At 74.8% G+C, this 20,222-nt stretch carries 16 protein-coding genes; 7 read left to right on the forward strand and 9 right to left on the reverse strand.

The genetic code is table 11. The features are described from left to right. Nucleotides 1–34 precede the first annotated feature (34 nt). The 3 genes from speD to ACL02T_RS14120 form a co-directional block, all read right to left on the reverse strand. Nucleotides 35–1,279 (reverse strand): adenosylmethionine decarboxylase, encoded by a 1,245-nt coding sequence (gene speD / locus ACL02T_RS14110; protein WP_412831146.1) that lies wholly within the window; start codon nt 1,277–1,279, stop codon nt 35–37. Between the two features lie 11 nt (nt 1,280–1,290). Then, complete coding sequence (locus tag ACL02T_RS14115; protein ID WP_412831147.1) at nt 1,291–2,406, reverse strand: type III PLP-dependent enzyme domain-containing protein; 1,116 nt, start codon at nt 2,404–2,406, stop codon at nt 1,291–1,293. Between the two features lie 68 nt (nt 2,407–2,474). Continuing rightward, nucleotides 2,475–5,036 (reverse strand): PEP/pyruvate-binding domain-containing protein, encoded by a 2,562-nt coding sequence (locus ACL02T_RS14120; RefSeq protein ID WP_412831148.1) that lies wholly within the window; start codon nt 5,034–5,036, stop codon nt 2,475–2,477. Between the two features lie 103 nt (nt 5,037–5,139). On the opposite strand from ACL02T_RS14120, the gene ACL02T_RS14125 reads away from it, so the two are divergent. Beyond that, nucleotides 5,140–5,625 carry a pyridoxamine 5'-phosphate oxidase family protein gene (locus tag ACL02T_RS14125; RefSeq protein ID WP_412831149.1) on the forward strand — a complete coding sequence of 162 codons (486 nt, stop codon included), beginning with the start codon at nt 5,140–5,142 and terminating at the stop codon, nt 5,623–5,625. 140 nt (nt 5,626–5,765) lie between these two features. On the opposite strand, the gene ACL02T_RS14130 is transcribed toward ACL02T_RS14125, so the two are convergent. Beyond that, entirely contained in the window at nt 5,766–6,797 is a 1,032-nt protein-coding gene (locus tag ACL02T_RS14130; RefSeq protein ID WP_412831150.1) for an acyl-CoA dehydrogenase family protein, read from the reverse strand. Continuing rightward, a complete protein-coding gene (locus ACL02T_RS14135; RefSeq protein ID WP_412831151.1) occupies nt 6,794–7,975 on the reverse strand; it encodes an acyl-CoA dehydrogenase family protein in 1,182 nt (393 codons plus the stop codon). The genes ACL02T_RS14130 and ACL02T_RS14135 overlap by 4 nt, the downstream gene beginning before the upstream one ends. Before the next feature lie 66 nt (nt 7,976–8,041). Between ACL02T_RS14135 and ACL02T_RS14140 the strand changes: the two genes are divergently transcribed. Next, on the forward strand, nt 8,042–9,514 hold the full coding sequence (locus tag ACL02T_RS14140; protein WP_412831152.1) for an NAD-dependent succinate-semialdehyde dehydrogenase: 1,473 nt from the start codon (nt 8,042–8,044) through the stop codon (nt 9,512–9,514). 110 nt (nt 9,515–9,624) lie between these two features. Here ACL02T_RS14140 and ACL02T_RS14145 read toward each other — a convergent pair whose 3' ends face one another. Beyond that, a complete protein-coding gene (locus tag ACL02T_RS14145; RefSeq protein ID WP_412831153.1) occupies nt 9,625–10,977 on the reverse strand; it encodes a lipopolysaccharide biosynthesis protein in 1,353 nt (450 codons plus the stop codon). A gap of 679 nt (nt 10,978–11,656) precedes the next feature. Between ACL02T_RS14145 and ACL02T_RS14150 the strand changes: the two genes are divergently transcribed. From ACL02T_RS14150 to ACL02T_RS14165, 4 genes are all read left to right on the forward strand, one after another. Beyond that, nucleotides 11,657–12,790 carry a Gfo/Idh/MocA family protein gene (locus ACL02T_RS14150; protein ID WP_412831154.1) on the forward strand — a complete coding sequence of 378 codons (1,134 nt, stop codon included), beginning with the start codon at nt 11,657–11,659 and terminating at the stop codon, nt 12,788–12,790. Further along, nucleotides 12,787–13,797 (forward strand): NAD-dependent epimerase/dehydratase family protein, encoded by a 1,011-nt coding sequence (locus ACL02T_RS14155; protein WP_412831155.1) that lies wholly within the window; start codon nt 12,787–12,789, stop codon nt 13,795–13,797. The genes ACL02T_RS14150 and ACL02T_RS14155 overlap by 4 nt, the downstream gene beginning before the upstream one ends. Before the next feature lie 8 nt (nt 13,798–13,805). Beyond that, nucleotides 13,806–14,924, forward strand: coding sequence for a DegT/DnrJ/EryC1/StrS family aminotransferase (locus ACL02T_RS14160; RefSeq protein WP_412831286.1), 1,119 nt, complete (start codon nt 13,806–13,808; stop codon nt 14,922–14,924). 62 nt (nt 14,925–14,986) lie between these two features. Further along, the gene (locus ACL02T_RS14165) at nt 14,987–16,117 is read left to right on the forward strand and encodes a DegT/DnrJ/EryC1/StrS family aminotransferase (RefSeq protein ID WP_412831156.1); all 1,131 of its coding nucleotides are present in this window, start codon (nt 14,987–14,989) and stop codon (nt 16,115–16,117) included. 50 nt (nt 16,118–16,167) lie between these two features. On the opposite strand, the gene ACL02T_RS14170 is transcribed toward ACL02T_RS14165, so the two are convergent. From ACL02T_RS14170 to ACL02T_RS14180, 3 genes are all read right to left on the reverse strand, one after another. Further along, the gene (locus ACL02T_RS14170; protein ID WP_412831157.1) at nt 16,168–17,034 is read right to left on the reverse strand and encodes a polysaccharide deacetylase family protein; all 867 of its coding nucleotides are present in this window, start codon (nt 17,032–17,034) and stop codon (nt 16,168–16,170) included. Further along, entirely contained in the window at nt 17,021–17,440 is a 420-nt protein-coding gene (locus tag ACL02T_RS14175) for a hypothetical protein (protein WP_412831158.1), read from the reverse strand. Before ACL02T_RS14175 ends, ACL02T_RS14170 begins: the two co-directional genes overlap by 14 nt. A gap of 140 nt (nt 17,441–17,580) precedes the next feature. Continuing rightward, entirely contained in the window at nt 17,581–18,183 is a 603-nt protein-coding gene (locus tag ACL02T_RS14180) for an acyltransferase (protein WP_412831159.1), read from the reverse strand. Nucleotides 18,184–18,492: 309 nt separating this feature from the next. On the opposite strand from ACL02T_RS14180, the gene ACL02T_RS14185 reads away from it, so the two are divergent. Then, nucleotides 18,493–20,193, forward strand: a complete 1,701-nt coding sequence (locus tag ACL02T_RS14185; RefSeq protein WP_412831160.1) for a lipopolysaccharide biosynthesis protein — start codon at nt 18,493–18,495, stop codon at nt 20,191–20,193. Nucleotides 20,194–20,222: the final 29 nt, after the last annotated feature.

Genomic DNA, 20,222 nt, shown 5'->3' on the forward strand with positions numbered 1-20,222 from the left:
GGCGGACGGCGCCGGGCCCGGCACCACCGGGACACTAACGAGATGATCGTCCGGCGGAACCGCCTTCCATCCGGGTGAGTGAACGGCGCAGGCGCAGCGGGGGGGTCATGGCCGCGCGCAGCGACACCGCGTCGAGCGTGCGGGGCGCGTAGCCCAGCGCGTCGAGCCGGGTCGCCGCGAGCTCGGCCGGATCGGCGGGGGGCGCGTCCGGCAGCCCGCAGACGAACGCCCACTCGTGCTCCGGACTGCCGACGTAGGCGACCTGCGGGAACACCGCGCCGAACCGCTCCCACGCGGCGCGCAAGGTGGCGTCGCGCCACTGCGCCGGGCTCCCCGCCTGACTGACGACGACGCCGCCGGCCCGCAGCCGGGCCGCGCAGCGGACCAGGAAGTCCTCGGTGTAGAGCCGGTTGAGCTGCGCGTCGGGCTCGCCGGGGCGTTCGTCGGGCAGGTCGACGACGATCACGTCCCAGGTCCCGTCCGTGGAGTCGACGAACGCGGCCCCGTCCTCGTAGTGCATCCGGACCGGGCCCCGGTGCGCCTCGGCCGCGTCGAGCGCGGCGGGGGTGTAGCCGTAGGGCAGCCGCTCGGCGCACAGCCGGACGCACTCCCGGTCCAGGTCGACGTGGTCCACCGTGCCGGCGCCGCACGCCACCGCGAGCTCGCTCGCCACCCCCTCGCTGGACCCGATCACCAGCACGCGCTCGCGCCGCTCGGCCAGCAGCGCGGCCGGCACGACCAGCGCCTCGTGGTAGGTGAGCTGGGTGTGCTCGGCGCTCTGCCGCTCGCCGTCGCAGAAGAGCGTGACGCCGTGCGCGGTGTCGGCGATCAGCACCTCCTGCAGCGCGGTGAGGGTGCGCACGCGCACCGCATCGAGCTGCCAACGCCGGGTCAGCCCCGGCGAGACCGGCTCGTCGACCCGGCCCGGGCCGCCGCGGTCCACGACCTCGGTCGCGGCGTCCGCGGCGCCGAGGGTGAGGGCGAGACGGCGCACGGCGTGCAGCGGGTCGGCGCTGTCGCCGCAGGTGAACACGTCGACGAACGCCGACCCGAGCTCGGGCCAGGTGTGCACGGACGCGTGCGACTCGGCCAGCAGCGCGACGACCGTGACCCCCTGCGGCTCGAACGGCTCCGCGACGACCTGCCGCACGTCGGCACCCGCGGCCAGCAGGGAGGTGCGCAGCGCGTGCCGGAGACCGTCGGCGTCGTCGAGCAGGGCCGGGTCGATGCCACGCAGCTCAGCGAGGACGTGCCGGCCGACGGGATGGGACGTCTGCACGGCTCAGAACCCTAAGCGAGCGTCGACGCCAGGACGTGCACGGGCAGCGGCCCGAACCCGTTGAACCCGACCGAGGCGTAGCTCGCGGTGTAGGCGCCGGCCTGCAGGAGGTCGACCACGTCGCCCGCGGCGAGGTCGAGGGGAAGGGCGTAGGGCCGGCGGCGGTAGAGGACGTCGTCGCCGTCGCAGGTCGGGCCGGCCAGGACGACCGGGCCGGGCGGGCCGCAGCGGCCGGGCGCCCGCACCGGGTAGTCGATCGCCTCGCCCTCCGCCTCGGCGAGCCCCTGGTAGCGGCCCGCGTCGAGGTACACCCAGCGGCGGTGGTCGCTCCCGGGCCGCCGCGAGACCCGCAGGGCGGTGGTTCGCAGCACCCCGGCCTCGGCGACGAGCGCACGCCCGGGTTCGAGGACCAGCCGGACGCCGTCGACGTCACCTGCCGCGACCGCCTCGGCGACGGCTCCGTGGATCGCCTCGGCATAGGCGACGAGCGGCGGGACCGCGGCGCGGTAGCGGACGGGCAGCCCGCCGCCGACGTCGAGCACCGGGGTCGCGATGCCCGCCGCGTGCGCCACCCGCAGCGCGACCCGGGCCCCGGCGGCGAACGCGGCGGGCCTGAGCTGCTGCGATCCCGCATGGAACGCGACGCCGGCGGTCCCGCGCGCGAGCCGCGCTGCCTCGGCCGGGGTCGCCCCGAACTTGCCGAGGAACGGGGTCGCGGCGCCGTCGTCGGCGACGATGACGCGCACGAGCACCTCCGCGCCGGCCGGCAGGCCGCCGAGGTCCTCCGCACTGTCCGTGACGAACCGGCGGACGCCCTGCGCGGCGGCGGCCGCCGCGGCGCCCGGGCCCCGGACGGGGTTGCCGTGGCAGAGCCGGGCCGGGTCGGCGCCCGCGTCGAGGCAGAGTGCGATCTCCTCGGCGCCGGCCACGTCGAAGCCGCTGCCGAGCGCGGCGAGGGTGCTCAGCACGTCGGGCTCGGGGCACGCCTTCACCGCGTAGAGGATCTCCGCGCCGGGGAAGGCGGCCGTGAGCTCGGCGTACCGCTGCGCGACCAGTCCGGCGTCGAGCACCAGGTAGGGCGTGGGTCGCCGCTCGGCGAGGAAGGCCTCCAGAGCAGGGGTGGGCACGGGTCGATCCTCCCCGACGCCCCCGAGCGCTCGTGAGTGGCACTCACCGCTCTGGCGACCATCGCCACTCACAGGGGCCGGACGCGACCCTCCGTCCCGTCGACGACCACCTGCTGCCCGGTCGCGATCCGTGCGACCGCGCCGGGCACCCCGACCACCGCCGGGATCCCGTACTCACGGGCGACGACCGCACCGTGCGAGTTCGCCCCGCCCATCTCCATGACCAGCCCACCCGCCGTCAGGAACAGCGGCGTCCAGCCGGGGTCGGTGGAGGGGCAGACGAGGATCTCCCCGGGTGCGAGGCGGGCGGCGTCGGGATCGGCGGGGTCGAGCACCACCCGTGCGGGCCCCTCGGCCACGCCGGCGGAGGCCGGGGTGCCCCGCAGCTCCCCCGGTTCCGCCGGTGGCGCCACCGGATCCGGCAGGGCCTCCGGCTCGGTGCCGTCGGAGAGCAGGATGCGCGGGACGTGCCGGCGTCGCCGCTCGCGGTCGTACGCCACGCGCCGGGTCGCGACGAGCGCGCGCAGGTCGGCCCCGGCGAGCCCGGCGCGGCAGTCCGCGACGGTGAGGTGGACGACGTCACCGGCCCCGGCGATCCGGCCGGCCGCAGCCAGCGCCTCGCCGACCGCCAGGAGATCGGCGCGGGCCGCGTCGAGGATCGTGACCAGGGCGAACTTCGGCAGCTCGCGCAGGCCCGCCAGCGCCCGGGCCCGGCCCAGCAGCGCCCGGACCGCGCGGCCCCGCAGCCCGCCGGCCCGGGTCGCGAGCGCCGCGGCGGTGCGCTCGGCCTCGGCCGCCGCGGCGGCGAAGACCCGGTCGGGCGTGCGGTCCGGGTCGGCGCGCAGGTACCCGCCGAGCACTCCCACCAGGTACGACGGGTCCTCGCGCCACCGGGGCACCCCGAGGTCGATCTCGGCGACCCCGCGGTGCCCGTACCGCCCGAGGAACTCGCGGAGCCCGTCGGTCAGGGCCGAGGGGGCGCTTCCGGCGTCGAGCGCCGCCCGGGCCGCGTCGACCGGCCCCGCGACCAGAGCACGGGCAGGCGGGTCCGCGACGACCCGTTCGGCCAGCGTCCACAGTGCGAGGTCCATCTCGGTGGTGACGTTGTGGGGCAGCCCGCGCAGGACCGTCGACAGCTCGCCGGGCCGGGTCCGGTCGCGCAGCAGCCGTGCGGCGAGCCCGAACGCCACGAACCCTGCCGCGGCCACCGGGAACACTCGCCCGACCACGCCGGGCGGCTCGCCGGTGAGCGTGCGCTCGACCCGGTCGAGGCGCGCCGCGGGCGGCAGCGGCGCCCGCGCGCCGAGCCGGTCCCGCAGGGCCGTGATCGCGTCGTCGGTCCGGCGTCGCGCCCGGTCGGGTGCCACGAGTGCGCTTACCAGCCGCGGCGGCACCCGGAAGCCGACGAGCACCCGCGCGAGGGCACGGGCGAGACGCACCCGCCGCCCGGGCAGGACCGCGAACGCGGGGTCGGCCAGGACCCGCCGCAGGACCGCGGCGGACCGGGCCTCCATGACGTCGAACAGGCGGGGGACCACGACGCGGCCGACGGGATGGCGGAGCGCGCCGGTAACGTCGACCAGCAGCCGCTCCCCCGCCACCGCGAGCACCGGCGCCCCCGCGTGCAGGTCCGGCACGGGGATCCCCGCCCGGCGGGCGAGCGCACCGGTCATGAGGCGGAAGGCGCCCTGGCCGGCGGTCGTGAGCGGTCCGAGCACGCCCTGGGCGACGTTGACGTTCAGGTAGATGCGCAGGCCCGGCGCGGGCTCGGGCAGCGGGTAGAGCGTGGTGACCGGCCGCGCCTGCAGCAGCCACACCCGGCCCTCCCCGTCGAGCGCCCATTCCAGGTCCTGTGGTCCGCCGTGGTGCGAGGCGACCCGTCGACCGAGCGCGGCCAGCTCTCGGGCCAGGCGGTCGGACAGGCACGGTCCGGCGCCGCCGGCACGTCGCTCGACGACCCGGCCGGGCCCGTCCAGCACCACGTGCTCGGGGTCGACCGCGCCCGAGACCACGGCCTCCCCGAGACCCGGTGCCGCGTCGATCACCGTCTCGGTCCGACGGCCGGTGACCGGGTTCGCCGTGAACAGCACACCGGCCGTCTCGGCGGGCACCATCCGCTGCACGACGACGGCGAGCGCGACGGCGTGATCGTCGATCCCGTTCGCCGCGCGGTAGGCGACGGCGCGGTCGGTCCACAGCGAGGCCCAGCAGCGGCGGACCGCGTCGAGCACGGCCTCGGGGCCCTCGACGCCGAGGTAGGTGTCCTGCTGACCGGCGAAACTGGCGTCGGGCAGGTCCTCGGCGGTGGCCGACGAGCGCACCGCGACCGGGCCGCCGGCCAGCGACCGGATCCCGACCGCGAGTCCCGCGGGCACCGGCGCGGAGCGGACGGCCTCGCGCAGCGCGGCCGGGGCGGCGCCGGCCGCGAGCAGGGGCCGGACCACCGGATCGGCCACCACCCGGTACGCCTCGGTGGTCAGACAGGCACCGGGCGGGACCGGGAACCCCGCGCGGAGGAGGTCACCGAGCGAGGCGGCCTTCCCGCCGACGAGCGCCGGATCGGCGGCGTGGGCGAGGTCGAGGATCGACGAGCCCGCGGTCGGCGGGTCCGACAGGGTGTGCTGCGTCATCGCGCGCCTCCTCGTGCGTGGAGGGGAGCGTAGCCCTGGCCACCCGCTTCTTCCACGAGCGTTGAATAAGAGGATCGGCTACCGATCGATAGGGTTGCGCACCATGAGCGCACCCGAGACGCAGCGCCGGGGCCGGGCGATCGCGATGACCGACGAGGAGCGTGACGCCTACCTCGCCGAGCAGCGCACCTGCCGTGTCGCCACCCAGGGCACCCACGGACCCCATGCGACCCCGCTCTGGTTCCACTGGGACGGCACCGCACTGTGGCTGACCTCGCTCGTGCGGGCGCAGCGCTGGGCCGACCTGCAGCGGGACCCGCGGATCGCCGCGGTCGTGGACTCCGGGCACGACTACGACCAGCTGCGCGGCGTCGAGCTGCGCGGCCGGGTGGAGCCGGTGGGCGAGATCCCGCGCACCGGCGAGCCGAACCCCGAGCTGGAGCGCGTCGAGCAGGCCTTCGCCGACAAGTACACGGGCGGGCAGGTCGTGATCGACGGCCGGCACGCGTGGCTGCGCCTGACCCCGGAGAAGATCAGCAGCTGGGACTTCCGCAAGCTGCCGACCGCGCGACAGCAGCCCGGCTCCTGACCACTATGGAACCATAACGCGCTATCCGGGGCCGTCGGCGCGCGTTATGGAACCATGGTGCGCTATCCGGGGCCGTCGGCGCGCGTTATGGAACCATGATGCGCAATCGAGGTCCGCGTCGTGCGCTGCGGCTCCGTCCGTCAGGGGGTGCCGGTGAGCAGCGGCCAGAGGCCGTCGGCGCCGGCTTCGAGGGCGCGGGCGCCGACCCGGTCGTTCCAGTAGGCCTCGGAGCCGTCCTCGTCGCGCCAGGCCCACAGCCGGGTGGTGACCTGGCGCAGGTGGTGCTCGCGGGTGAACCCGATCGCCCCGTGCACCTGGTGGGTGATCCGGGCGACCTGCCCGGCCGCCTCCCCGGCGCGGGCCTTGGCCGCGGCGATCGCGAACGACGCCTCGGCGAACCCGTGCCGGTCGACCTCGCGCGCGGCGGCCTCGGTCGCCGCCGCGGCGGCGGCCACCTCCGCCCCGGCCAGCGCGAGGGACTGCTGGACGGCCTGCAGCTTCGCGATCGGGCGGCCGAACTGCACCCGCTCGGTGGCATACCGCACCGCCATCGCCACCGCCCCGCGGGCCGCACCGGCCAGCAGCAGCGCCCGGCCCAGCGCCGCACGCAGCGGGAACTCCACCAGGGCGACCGAGGGGACGTCGGCCACGTGCCGCACGGTCAACTCGTTGGCCACCAGATCGTCCCGGGGCTCCTCGGCCAGGTTCGTCCCCTCCGTCTCCACCACCGTCCCGGTGGTGTCGACCAGCAGCACCTGCTCCCCCGCCAGCACCGCGACCGCCGAGACCGCCCGGCCCCACGGCACCCGCCGCAGCGTCCCGGACACCTCCGCCCCGGCCCCGCCGGCCGCCGGCTGGATCGTCAGATTCCCGGCGACCGTCGCCGACAAGGGACCCGGCGGCACCTCCAGCCCGGCCGCGTGCAGCAGCCACGCCGCCAGCAGATCGGTCTCCACCAGCGGCACCCGCGCCGCGTACTGCCCGGCCGCGGACAGCACCGCGGCCGCGTCCGACACCGTGCCGCCGCTCCCGCCGGCCTCCTCGGGCAGGGTCAGCCGGGCCAGTCCGGTCTGCTCGACGGTCTTCCACAGCTCGGCGTCGAACGCGTCGCCCGCGCCGTCCCAGGCGTCGCCGAAGACCGACTCCGCCATCTCCCGCAGCTCGCTACTCATCGCAGTCCCAGCCCCCGTGCCACGATCCCCCGCAGGATCTCGTTCGTCCCGCCCCGCAGCGTGAAGCCCGGCGCGTGCAGCACCGCGTCCGCCAGCAGCCGCGCGTACCCGCCCTGCTCGCCACCCGGGTCCGGTGGGATCGACACCAGCAGCCGCGCCGCGTCGATCACCTCGTTCTCGAACCGGGTGCCCAGGTCCTTCACCACCGCGGCGGCCAGCTCCGGCGCCTTGCCGGCCTCCAGCGCGCCGGCGATGGCCAGCGACATCCGCCGCAACGTCCAGTAACGCGACACCAGCCCGCCCAGCTCCCGACGCCGCCCGGCGTCCAGCTCACTGCCGGTGATCTCCCCCAGCAGCGCCACCAGCAGCGGGAACGTCGACAGGTAGCGCTCCGGGCCGGAGCGTTCGAAGGCCAGCTCCGAGGTGACCTGGTGCCAGCCCTGCCCGATCTCGCCCAGCACCATCGAGTCCGGGATGAAGACCCGGTCGAAGACCACCTCGTTGAAGTGGTGGGCGCCGGTGAGCAGCGGGATCGGCCGGATCGTCACCCCCGGCGCCTTCAGGTCCACGATCAGCTGCGACAGCCCGGCGTGCCGATCGGTGTCGTCCTTCGGCGAGGTCCGGACCAGCGCGAAGAAGGCGTGCGCGTGGTGCGCCCCGGACGTCCAGACCTTCGTGCCCGTCAACTCCCAGCCGCCGTCGACCCGGTCCGCCTTCGACCGCACGGACGCCAGGTCCGAGCCCGAGTCCGGCTCCGACATCCCGATCCCGAAGTACACCTCGCCGGCCGCGATGCCCGGCAGGAACCGCTGCCGCTGCTCCTCGGTACCGAACCGCATCAGCGAGGGCCCGATCTGCCGGTCGGCCACCCAGTGCGCGGCCACCGGCGCGCCCGCCGCCAACAGCTCCTCGGTCACGACGTACCGGTCCAACGCCCCGCGCCCGTGCCCGCCGTACTCGGCCGGGATCGTCATCCCCAGCCAGCCGCGGCGGGCCAACTCCGTGGTGAACCGCTCGTCCCACCCCGACAGCCAGGTGTCCGCCCGCGGACGCCAGGCCCCGGCCGCGCGCTCGTCGGCCAGGAACGCACGCACCTCGGACCGCAGCGCCGCGACGCGCTCCGGCAGCTCCGTCGGCGGGGGCACGAGATCCGGCAGTGTCGCCATCGTGTCCGTCACCCGTCCTTCCTAGCCCACGGATCGGGCCCGTGCATCAAGGCGTGGCGGGATGGGAACATCCGGGACATGACGAACCCCGATCTCGAACGGAAGGTCCTCGAGGCCGTCCCCACCGGGCTGCTCATCGCCGGCGAGTGGCGGCAGGCGGCGTCGGGAGCGACGACGAAGGTCGAGGACCCGGCGACCGGCGAGGTCCTCGCCGAGGTCGCCGACGCGGGCCGGGAGGACGGGCTCGCGGCGCTCACCGCCGCCCACGAGGCGCAGGCCGGCTTCGCGGCCATGGCCCCGCGCGAGCGCGGGGAGATCCTGCGCCGCGCGTACGAGACGATGATCGCCCGGGTCGACGACCTCGCCCTCCTGATGACCCTGGAGATGGGCAAGCCGCTGGCCGAGTCGCGCGGCGAGGTCACCTACGCCGCCGAGTTCTTCCGCTGGTTCAGCGAGGAGGCCGTGCGGATCGACGGCGGGTTCGCGACCGCGCCCGCGGGCGGCAGCCGGTTCCTCGTGATGAAGCAGCCGGTCGGGCCGTGCGTGTTCATCACGCCGTGGAACTTCCCGCTGGCCATGGGCACCCGCAAGATCGGCCCGGCGATCGCCGCGGGCTGCACCGTCGTGATCAAGCCCGCGCACCAGACCCCGCTGTCGATGCTGGCCCTGGGCCAGATCCTGCTCGACGCCGGGCTGCCGGCCGGCGTGCTCAACATCATCACGGCCACCGACGCGGGCGGGGTGATGGAGCCGATCGTCAAGGACGGCCGGGCCCGCAAGCTCTCGTTCACGGGCTCGACCGGCGTCGGCAAGATCCTCCTGGAGCAGTGCGCCGCGAAGGTGCTGCGGACGTCGATGGAGCTGGGCGGCAACGCGTCCTTCCTGGTGTTCGACGACGCCGACCTCGACAAGGCCGTCGACGGCGCGATGCTCGCGAAGATGCGGAACATGGGCGAGGCGTGCACGGCGGCCAACCGCTTCTACGTCCAGCGCGGCGTCGCGGAGGAGTTCGCGGCCAAGCTCGCCGAGCGGATGGGCGCGCTGAAGGTGGGCCGCGGCACCGAGGACGGGGTGCAGGTCGGCCCGCTGGTCGACGCGAAGGGCCGGGACAAGGTCGTCGACCTGGTCGGCGACGCCGTGTCCAACGGCGCCCGGGTCACGGTCGGCGGGAAGGCCGCGGACGGGCCCGGGTACTTCTTCCCGCCGACCGTGCTCACCGACGTCCCGCAGGAGTCCCGGCTCAACCACGAGGAGATCTTCGGCCCGGTCGCGCCGATCTCGGTGTTCGACACCGAGGACGAGGCCCTGGCCGCCGCCAACGCCACCGAGTTCGGCCTGGTCAACTACGTGTTCACGGAGAACCTGAACCGGGCGCTGCGGGTGTCGGAGAAGCTCGAGAGCGGCATGGTCGGGCTCAACACCGGGCTGGTGTCCAACCCGGCGGCGCCGTTCGGCGGGATCAAGGAGTCCGGGCTCGGCCGCGAGGGCGGCACGGTGGGGATCGACGAGTTCCTCGAGCTCAAGTACGTCGCCATCGGCGGCCTGAGCTGACGGACCGCACCATGGCGCCATGACGCTGTCCAGGCGCGGCCAGAAGTGACGTCATGGAACCACAACGCTCGAATCCGACTCGGATTCGAGCGTTGTGGTTCCCTACTGCGTCAGGAGGGGGCGGGCGTGCGGCGGCGCAGCCGCGGCCACACGATCACCGCGACCGCGCACACCAGCTGCGACAGCGCGTAGCCCACGGCCACCGGCATCAGCTGCTCGACGGGGTGGGCGCCGCCGGCGCCGGCCGGCCCGATCGGGATGAACAACACCACCGCGATCACGAACGCGGTGCTGATCAGCTGCAGCCGGGCGAAGCCGACGCCGTCGTGTCGCGCCTGGCGCACCCCCAGCTCGTGCGAGATCACCAGCCGGGCGACCATGCCGAGCAGCAGCACCCGGAGCACGTCCGCGGCCTCGGCGTAGCCGGGCCCGAAGAACTCCAGCCCGAACCGGGCCAGCAGCACGCCGACCACGATCATCGGCAGGAAGATCAGGTACAGCCGCCTGCGCGAGGCCCGGATGTGCGCCGCGGCGTTCTCCGGGTCCCGGGCGAGCTGGGCCGACAACGACTGCATGAAGCGCTGGGCGGCGATGTCGATGACCATGACCGCCTGCCAGGCGATGAAGAACGCCGCGCCGGTCACGGCGCCGAACCGTTGGGTCACGATCACCGCGACCTGGTTGAAGAGCAGCACCGTGCCCCAGTGGGCCAGCGTCGTCGGGCCGAGGAAGGACACCGCCTCGCGGCGGGTCGGCAGCCACTCGTGGTCCGAGAGCTGCGCGAACCTGCGCGTGTAGATCCCGCCGACCACCGCGCTGCCGAGCGTCCACACCGCGATCGGCACGACCCACGACAGCACCACGCCGAGCGGGCCGAGGCTCGCGCCCAGCGCGACGAGCATGCCGATGCGGGCGATCGCGAAGGCGATGTTGCGCCACGACGCCCACCACGTCTTGCCGACGGCGATGAGGCTGAAGTCGTGGACGCCCCACAGGCCCCAGCCGATGCCGGCGAGCAGGAACAGCAGACCGCCGACCCAGACCGGGAGGACCTCGCCCGCGCCCGTCGTGGCCATCAGCGGTTCGAGCAGGACGTAGCCCAGCCCGACCAGGGCGCACGACGGGATGATCACGAGGTGGCTGCGCCAGAAGAGGGTCGCCGCCTTCCGCCCCGCCTTCGGCATCCACAGCATCATCGCGGAGTCGAGGTTCAGCTGCGCCACGCCCGCGACCAGCAGGAACGCCGACACGAACGCCGAGGCGTAGCCGACCGCCTCCTGCGGCATGATGCGCGCCGCGATCAGCCAGCTGATGAAGCCGGCCAACGACCCGACGGCGCCGCTGATCGAGAGGGACAGCCCGTCGGAGAGGGCCCGCCTGCTCGATCCGCCGGACGACGAGCCGAGGTCCTTCGTCGCCTCGGCCGGCGGTCGGCGACCGTCGCCGGGCGCGTCCTGCCGCACGGTGACGTGCCCGGGCCCGGGCGTGAGCTCGACGGTCGGCGGGTCGGAAGGTCGGGGCGGGCTGTCGAACCAGCCCGCCGGCTCGTCCGTCGCGGGACCGTCCCGGCGACCCGCGAGTCCCCCCGGGCGGCCCGCCGCGGATCCCCCCGGGCGGCCCGCCGCTGATCCCCCCGGGCGGCCCGCCGCCGTACCGCCCGAGGGGAACCGACGGTCGCCGGCGGAACCGGGGACGGCGTCGTCGAACAGGGGAGCCGGCCGCCGATCGGGATCGGGGGCCGGAGAGGGGGTGCCGCCCGGGGGCGGGTCGGGCTCCTCGCGCCGGTGCGCGGAGACAGGTGTGCTGGCCTCGGAGTCCGGTCGGGTCACTGCGCCTCGGCAGCGACGGGAGCGGACGACGGGACAGCTCCGACCACGGGGGGCAGGTGGGGAAGCCTGGCCGTCAACATGGGCGCCGAGTCTAGCGACAGCCTTCCCGCGACCCCGGTGCGGCCGAGCTCGTCCGGCGCCGCTCCGGGGACGAACCGGACGTACGGGGACGGTGGGTCCCACCCTGTACCGCACGGACGTTCCGGACCTCGTGCGACGCGCTGGAGGTCACCCGATGGGGTCCTTGTAGGGTCCGGACCCGAGATCGCCGACGCAGGCAGGGGACGGGACGCCGATGGGGGACGGGTACACAGTGGAGAGCAACGGTCCGATCGGGATCGCCGTCGTCGGCGGCGGCTACTGGGGTCCCAACCTCGTCCGCAACGCCCAGCAGACCCCGGGCCTGCACCTGGAGTACCTCTGCGACCTCAACGCGGACCGGGCGCGCCAGGTGCTCGGCAACTACTCGACCGTCCGGATCTCCGCCTCGCTCGACGAGGTGCTGGCCGATCCCGCGGTGTCCGCCGTGGCGATCGCGACCCCGGCCGCCACCCACTTCGACGTGGCGATGCGTTCGCTCGAGGCCGGCAAGCACGTGCTGATCGAGAAGCCGCTGGCCCCCACCTACGAGGAGGGCCGGCAGCTGGTCGAGGCCGCCGAGCGGCTCGGGCGCGTGCTCATGGTCGACCACACGTTCTGCTACACCTCCGAGGTCCGGCACATCCGCGAGGTCGTGCGCAGCGGCCGGCTGGGCGACCTGCAGTACATCGACTCGGTGCGGATCAACCTCGGCATCGTGCAGCCCGATGTGGACGTCCTGTGGGACCTGGCCCCGCACGACCTGTCCATCTTCGACGCGATCCTGCCGGACGAGGTGTTCCCCGTCTCGGTGGCCGCGCACGGCTCCGACCCGGTGGGCGCCGGCCACGCCTGCGTGGCGCACCTGACGCTGCGGCTGTCCAACGGCGCGCTCGCCCACGTGCACGTCAACTGGCTCTCCCCCACCAAGATCCGCACCTTCGTGGTGGGCGGGTCGAACCGGACCGTGATCTGGGACGACCTGAACCCCACCCAGCGGCTCTCCGAGCACGACCGCGGCGTCGACCGGATCTCCCCCGAGCTGGAGGACGCGGACGTCCGCGGCCGGCGGCTCGTCTCCTACCGCACCGGCGACACCGTCGCCCCGGCCCTGGCCAACCTGGAGGCCCTGCGGTCGGTCATGGTCGAGTTCGCGGCGGCCATCGCCGAGAACCGGCGCCCGCTCACGGACGGCTTCGCGGGTCTGCGGGTTCTCGCGATCCTCGAGGCCGCCTCCGAGAGCCTCGCGAAGGACGGCCAGTCCGTGCCGATCCGGGCGATCCAGGAGCTCCCGCGCGCCACCGCCGGGGTGATCGACGACGTTCCGACCACGATGGCCCGGCGCGGCCGTGGAGAGGTGACGGTGTGACCAGCAGCGAGAAGGCGGCCCAGCCGGTCGAGGGCCAGCGGGTCCTGGTCACCGGCGGGGCCGGCACCATCGGCTCGACCCTGGTCGACCAGCTCGTCGAGGCCGGCGCGGCCGAGATCGTCGTGCTGGACAACCTCGTACGCGGTCGGCGCGAGAACATCGCCGCGGCGCAGGAGGCCGCGGGCGACCGGCTGACCCTCGTCGAGGGCGACATCAACGACCGCGGCCTGGTCGGCGAGCTGACCGCCGGCAGGGACCTGGTGTTCCACCTCGCCGCACTGCGGATCACCCAGTGCGCCGAGCAGCCGCGCACCGCGCTCGAGAGCCTGGTCGACGGCACCTTCACGATCATCGAGGCCGCCGTCGAGCACGGGGTGAAGAAGGTCGTCGCGAGCTCGTCGGCGTCGGTCTACGGGCTGGCCGAGGAGTTCCCCACCACCGAGCGCCATCACCCGTACAACAACGACACCTTCTACGGCGCCGCCAAGGCGTTCAACGAGGGCATGCTGCGCAGCTTCCACGCCATGAACGGCCTGGACTACGTGGCGCTGCGCTACTTCAACGTCTACGGCCCGCGGATGGACGCCTACGGCGTCTACACCGAGGTGCTGATCCGCTGGATGGAGCGCATCGCCCGCGGCGACCGGCCGCTGATCTTCGGCGACGGCTCCCAGACGATGGACTTCGTGCACGTGCACGACATCGCCCGGGCCAACGTGCTCGCCGCACAGGCGCCGGTGACGGACACGGTCTACAACATCGCGACCTCCGAGGAGATCAGCCTCGCCGGGCTGGCCGACGCGCTGCTGAAGGCCATGGACTCCGACCTCACCCCGGAGTTCGGCCCGGCCCGGCAGGTCAACGGCGTCACCCGCCGGCTCGCGGACATCTCCGCCGCCGCCCGCGACCTCGGCTGGAAGCCGACGATCGGGATGGACGAGGGCCTGCGCGGCCTGGTCCGGTGGTGGAGCGAGGAGACCGGCACCTCGGTGAAGGCCGGCTCGTGATCCCGGTGATGAAGCCCCTCCTCGGCGACGAGGAGGCGGAGGCGGTCGCGGCGACGGTGCGGTCGGGCTGGGTGGCCCAGGGTCCGCGGGTCGCCGAGTTCGAGAAGGCGTTCGCCGCACACGTCGGCGCGGCGCACGCCGTCGCGACCTCGAACTGCACCACCGCGCTGCACCTGTCGCTGCACGTGCTCGGCGTGGGACCCGGCGACGAGGTCGTGTGCCCGTCGTTCTCGTTCATCGCGACGGCCAACGCGATCCGGTACTGCGGCGCCACCCCGGTGTTCGCCGACGTCGAGCCGGAGACCGGCAACGTCACCCCCGCGACCGTCGCGGCGGTGCTCACCCCGCGGACGAAGGCCGTGCTGGCGGTCCACCAGGGCGGGCAGCCCGCGGACATCCCGGCGATCAAGGCCGTGTGCGGGGACGTCCCGGTCGTCGAGGACGCCGCGTGCGCCGCCGGAGCCACCCTGCACGGGCAACCGGTCGGCACCGGCGCGCTGCTCGCGGCATGGTCGTTCCACCCGCGCAAGCTGCTCACCACCGGTGAGGGCGGCATGGTCACCACCGACGACGCCGACCGGGCCGCCCGCCTCCGCCGCCTGCGCGAGCACGGGATGACCGTCTCCGCCGCCGACCGGCACGCCGCCGGCACGAAGGTCGTCCTCGAGGGCTACGACGAGACCGCCTTCAACTACCGGATGACGGACATGCAGGCCGCGATGGGCCTGGTCCAGCTCGGCCGGCTGCCCGGCATCGTCGCGCAGCGCCGCGCCATCGCCGAACGCTACCGCGAGCTGCTCGCCCCGCTCGGGCTGCGCGCGGTCGGCGACCCGCCGCACGGCACGTCGAACTACCAGTCCTTCTGGATCGAACTGCCCGAGGGTGCCGACCAGGTCGCCGTCCTGGGCGCGCTCGCCGAGGCCGGGGTCTCCGCCCGCCGCGGGATCATGGCCGCCCATCTGGAACCGGCCTACGCCGGGCACCCGCACGCGCCGCTGCCGGTCACCGAGCACCTCACGCGGCGGACCGTGATCCTCCCGGTGCACCACGAGATCGGGGAGACCGAGCGGCGCGCCGTCGTCGGTGCGCTGGCCGGCGCCCTCGGGCTCGCGACCACCGGCGCCTGACGAGCAGCCCGGTTCGTCGGCCCCGCTTCCCCAGCCCGCTCCCCGAGCCCCGAAGGAGCCGCATGGCCGTCCCCGCCACCCCGGTCCCGCACGCCCCGATCCCCCTCGTCGACCTGGCCGCCCAGCACGCCGAGGTGGCCGCCGAGGTCGCCGAGGGCTGGGAGAAGGTGCTGTCCCGCACCGCGTTCGTCGGCGGACCGGCCGTCGCCGAGTTCGAGGCCGCCTACGCCGCGTACTCCGGCGTCGAGCACGTCGTCGGCGTCGCCAACGGCACGGACGCCCTCGAGCTCGCCCTGCGCGCGCTCGGCGTCGGGCCGGGCGACGAGTGCATCGTCCCGGCCAACACGTTCATCGCCACCGCCGAGGCGGTCGCCCGCGCCGGGGCCGAGGTCGTGCTCGTCGACTGCGAGCCCGGCACCGCGCTGATCGACGTCGACGCCGCGCTGGCCGCGGTCACCGAGCGGACCCGCGCCGTGCTGCCGGTGCACCTCTACGGACAGGTCGCCGATGTGGCTCGGCTGAAGGCGGGGCTGGCGGCGTCGTTCCCGGACGTCGCGGTCTGCGAGGACGCCGCGCAGTCGCAGGGCGCACGCCGCGACGGCCTGCAGGCCGGGGCCATCGGCGACATCGCCGGGACCAGCTTCTACCCCGGGAAGAACCTGGGCGCCTACGGCGACGCCGGGGCCGTGCTCACCCGCTCCGCCGAGCTGGCCGAGCGGGTCCGGCTGATCGGGGCGCACGGTTCGCCGCGCAAGTACGAGCACAGCGTGGTCGGGGTGAACAGCAGGCTGGACACGCTGCAGGCCGTGGTGCTGTCGGCGAAGCTGAAGCGGCTCGACGCGTGGAACGCGCTGCGCCGCGAGGCCGCCGCCCGCTACGACGCCCTGCTCGCCGATCTCCCGGTCACCCGGCCCACGGTCACGGCGGGCAGCGAACCCGTCTGGCACCTCTACGTGATCGAGGTCGACCGGCGGTCGGAGGTCCTCGCGCACCTCAACGCGCACGGCGTGGGCGCGGGCATCCACTACCCCACCCCGGTACACCTCACCGAGGCCTTCTCGACCCTCGGCAAGGCCGGCGACTTCCCGGTCGCCGAGGCGATGGCCGACCGGATCCTCAGCCTGCCGCTCCACCCGCAGATCACCGCGGAGCAGCAGCAGCGGGTGGTCGAGGTCCTGGCCGCCGCCCTGTGACTCCCCCGTGAGTGGCGATGTCGCCCGAGCGACCATCGCCACTCACGAGGTCAGCGGGGGCCCAGGAACCACTCTTCCCAGTTGTCGAAGGCGCCGTTCAGGGCGGCGCGGAAGATCAGCGGGCGGTCGATCCGCGTGATGAAGGTGCGCGCGACGGTGCCCGCGGGGCGGGTGTCCACGGCTTGGGCGTACACCGTGCGGTAGACCCGGCTCGCGACCGCACCGGCCTCCGGCGTCCAGTTCGCCGACTGCCCGAAGGGGATGGCGAACTCGTCGATCTCGTGACCGAGCATCGCCTCCAGCCGCGCCCGCGACTCCACCAGCTCACGCTCGGCGGCGGCGGCGGTGAGCCGGCCGAAGTCGGGGTGCGACGCCGAGTGGCTGGCCAGCGTGACCCCGGAGGCCTCGAGCCGGGCGAGCCCGGCCCAGTCCAGGACGTGCGCGTACCCCGCGTCGTGCCCGCCGTCGGCCCATCCGCTGACCGCGAACATGGTCGACGGGACGCCGTGGTGGCGCAGCACCGGCACGGCGTTGTCGAGCACGCTCGTGGCGCCGTCGTCGAACGTGATCGCCAGCTGCTTGCGCTCCGGCGCCGCGAGCACCTCGGCGGGGGTGGCGAAGGTCCACCCCTCGTCCACGGCGATCTGCAGGTGCCGCTCGAAGTCCGCCGGCCGGACGTCGTTGACGCCCCACCGGTCCGTGCCGATCGAGTGGTAGGCGAGGATCCGGCCGACCGCGGTGCCGCGCGGGCGGGTCAGGCCGGTGCGAACGCGCAACGCCTCGTCGAGGGCCAGGCCCCACCGCTCCGCCCGCATCCGACCCGCGACCGCGCACCGGTACGCGGCCTGGGCCGCGGGGAGCTCCCCGAGTGAACTGCGCAGGGACGAGACCGCCGACGACACGTCAGCCCTTCCCACCGATGCCGCTGAGGATCACCCCGGCGAGCAGTGCCGGGATCGTCCACTCCACGGCGTGGATGGTCGTCTCGGGGACCTCCTTGGCCCCCATGACGGCGGTGCCCGCCACCGCGCCGACGGCGGCGGTGGTGAGGCCCAGGCCGACCAGGTCGGCCGTGCTGCGACGGCGGGCGAGCAGCCCGACGCTGCCCAGCAGGTGTGCGGCCGCAGCGGCCCGGAAGATCGGGGTCCAGCGCGCCCAGCCCGCCGCGACGACACGCTCGCGGTCCTGCGGACCGCCCGCGGCGTCGGCGGCGGCGTTGAGCCCCGACGCCCCCATCAGCGAGCCGCCGAACCAGGCGGCCGCGCCGACGTCGCGCAGGGCGCGCAGGGCTGTGGTGGTGGGGGTCTGAGCGGCACGGGCCATCGCGGTCTGCTCCTCGGTCCGGTGTGGTCGGTGCGGGGCGCCCGGCTCCCTCCGGCGGGGACGACGGAGGCGGGCGCGCCGCGGCGGGGCCGGCCGGCGGGGCGCCGGCGGTCCCCGGTGGACTCTCCCGCCGCCGGACTCTAGCGACGGGGCCGTGGGGCGCGGACGCGCAGGCCCTCCCCGGCCCGCTCGTGGGCGGTGCCGCACTCGGGACACCGCAGGTCCTCGCCGAGCCGTTCGCCGCAGACGCACACCCAGCCCTTCACCCGCGCCGGGTTGCCGGCGACGAAGGCGTGGGCGGGAACCGAGCGGGTGACGACCGCGCCGGCCGCGGCGAAGGCGTGCTCGCCGATCTCCGTGCCGCACACCACGACCGCGCCGGCCCCGAGGGTCGCACCGCGCCGGACCACGGTGGGCAGCAGGGCCTCCGGCCCGCGCTTGACCGCCGCGCGCGGGCGCAGGTCGTTGGTGAACAGCACGTTCGGGCCGAGGAACACGTCGTCCTCGCAGGTCACGCCGGAGAAGACGAGGGTGCCGTTCTTGACGGTGACGTTGTCGCCGAGCACCGCCCCGTCCTCGACGAAGGCGCAGTCGCAGATGTTGCAGTCCCGGCCGACCCGGGCGCCGGGCAGGACGTGCGCGAAGGCCCACACCCGGGTGCCCTCGCCGACCTCCGTGCTCTCGCAGAGGCCCTGCGGGTGTACCCGCACCCCGGTCGTGCTGCCCGTCGTGGTGCCGGTCATGCGCGCTCCCGCCCGTCGTCCGTCGTGTGCGGCGCCGACGATAGCCGCGCGGACCGGGGCCCCGCGGCCGATCCGGTGACGGTGCGGGCTCGCCGCGTAACGCGTTGCGTGGTGCAGTCGATGGACGACGCGGGGCCGGCTCGATCCGGGCCGGGCGAATCGCGCAGGTTACACCCCCGGACCGGTGCCCGCGAGTCGACCATTAGGCTCCGGAGACCGGGATGAGGAGCGGCGACCAGCGCCCGCCGGGGCGCGCGGCACGGACACGTCGGACGGGGTACTGCGGTAGTGGAGCGAGACAGGGGTCCGGTGCGCGGCGACGAGCGGTTCGTGGGCGACCCGGGCCGATCCGCCGCGGGCGTGCCGCTCACCCGGATCACCGGTCCGGGCGCCGATCCGTACGCCGATCCCCCCACCGAGCGGTTCGCCGCCGTGCAGGTCCCTGCGCCGGGCACGGCCGAGAACGCCGCCCTCGAGACCGTCGGCCTCCGCACCACTGCGGTGCCGGAGGCCGACGCGCCCCCCGCGAGCACCGGTGAGGCCGCGCCCGCCGGCGAGGCCGCGACCTCCGAGGAGCCGGGCCCCGACACGGCCGAGCTCCCCGAGGCCGAGGCCGCGGCCGACGAGCCGCCCCGCACGCGCCGCCGGCTGCTCCCGAGTCTGGAGCTCAACGCCTTCGCGCTCATGGCCGCCACCGGCATCACCGCCCTCGTCGGGCTCGGCTTCTGGGCGATCGCCGCCCGGCTGCCCGCCGCCGAGGTCGGCCGGTCGTCGGCGATCCTGTCGACCGCCACGATGCTGTCGCAGGTCGCGGCATCGAACGTCGGGCTGCTCTTCGGCCGCGTGCTGGCCTCGGCCGGCCCGAAGGCGCGCAGGCTCGTCGTGGGCGGCTACGCGGTCGCGACCGCCATCGCGCTGCTGCTCGGCGCCGGCTTCCTCGTCTTCTTCCCGCACGACGAGCTGTTCCCGACCTTCTGGGACCGGGCGGGGTTCCCACTGCTCGTCGCGCTGCTGGCACTGTCCACGCTGCAGGACTGGGTGCTCACCGGGCTGCGCCGCTCCACCTGGATCCCGCTCGAACAGCTGCTGTTCGCGCTCGGGAAGATGGGGCTGCTGATCCTCTTCGCGAACCTCGCGTTCGAGAAGGGCATCCTCGTCGCCTGGGCCCTCCCGATCATCGCACTGCAGCTGGTGATCTCGCCGATCCTCTTCCTGCGCCTGCTCCCCCGCGTCCCGCCGCCCGGCGAGGGCACCCCGCCGATGCCGGACCGGCGCGGGCTGCTGTCGATCTTCCTGGCCGAGTACGCCACCGGTGCCGTCACGGTGATCATCCCGTTGGTGCTGCCGCTGCTCGTGGTCGCGCGGCTGGGCACCGAGGCCAACGCCTACTACGCGCTGCCGTGGTTGATCGCCGAGTCGTTCAGCGTGCTGATCTGGAACATCAGCTCCTCGTACGTCGTGGAGGCCAGTCACGACCGGCGCCAGCAGTGGGCGCTGATGAAGCGCACCTTCCGGCTGAGCTACCTCATCGGCGGCCTCGGCGTGCCGGCGCTGTTCCTCCTCGCCCCGTGGGTGCTGTCGGTGCTCGGCGACTCCTACTCCGACCAGGGCACCTGGGTGCTGCGCTACGCCGTGCTCGCCATCCCGTTCACGATCATCAACATGAACTTCATCAACACCTCCCGGCTGCGCAACCAGATGGGTCGCGTCGTGGTGCTGGAGGTGTTCACCGCGGCCCTGGTCATCGGGCTGGCGGTGGTGCTCATGGACCGCATGGGCATCGGCGGCGCCGGCCTGGCGTTCCTCCTCGCCCAGGCCGTCACGGCGCTCGTCGTCGCCGTCCCGCTCCTGCGCTACATCCGGGCCCTGCGCCGCGCCGCCGTCGAGGAGGAGTCGGGCCGGACGTCCCACCCCGACGACCCGGACGACCCCGCCGACCGGTCCGACCCCCCGACCGAGCCGACCCCCGTCGCCGGGCTGGCGACCGGAGCGGGCCGGCGCCCGTCCTGACGGACGGCCTCTGCCACCCACGAGGGAGA

This window comes from Pseudonocardia oceanicola (assembly GCF_047200735.1).
Taxonomy (GTDB): Bacteria; Actinomycetota; Actinomycetes; order Mycobacteriales; family Pseudonocardiaceae; genus Pseudonocardia.

What these genes read in the sequence shown, in the direction of transcription:
- ACL02T_RS14120 (WP_412831148.1), bottom strand. Translation starts at nt 5,036, where the DNA reads ATGACGCAGCACACCCTGTCGGACCCGCCGACCGCGGGCTCGTCGATC.
- ACL02T_RS14125 (WP_412831149.1), top strand. Translation starts at nt 5,140, where the DNA reads ATGAGCGCACCCGAGACGCAGCGCCGGGGCCGGGCGATCGCGATGACC.
- ACL02T_RS14130 (WP_412831150.1), bottom strand. Translation starts at nt 6,797, where the DNA reads ATGAGTAGCGAGCTGCGGGAGATGGCGGAGTCGGTCTTCGGCGACGCC.
- ACL02T_RS14140 (WP_412831152.1), top strand. Translation starts at nt 8,042, where the DNA reads ATGACGAACCCCGATCTCGAACGGAAGGTCCTCGAGGCCGTCCCCACC.
- ACL02T_RS14160 (WP_412831286.1), top strand. Translation starts at nt 13,806, where the DNA reads ATGAAGCCCCTCCTCGGCGACGAGGAGGCGGAGGCGGTCGCGGCGACG.
- ACL02T_RS14165 (WP_412831156.1), top strand. Translation starts at nt 14,987, where the DNA reads ATGGCCGTCCCCGCCACCCCGGTCCCGCACGCCCCGATCCCCCTCGTC.
- ACL02T_RS14175 (WP_412831158.1), bottom strand. Translation starts at nt 17,440, where the DNA reads ATGGCCCGTGCCGCTCAGACCCCCACCACCACAGCCCTGCGCGCCCTG.
- ACL02T_RS14180 (WP_412831159.1), bottom strand. Translation starts at nt 18,183, where the DNA reads ATGACCGGCACCACGACGGGCAGCACGACCGGGGTGCGGGTACACCCG.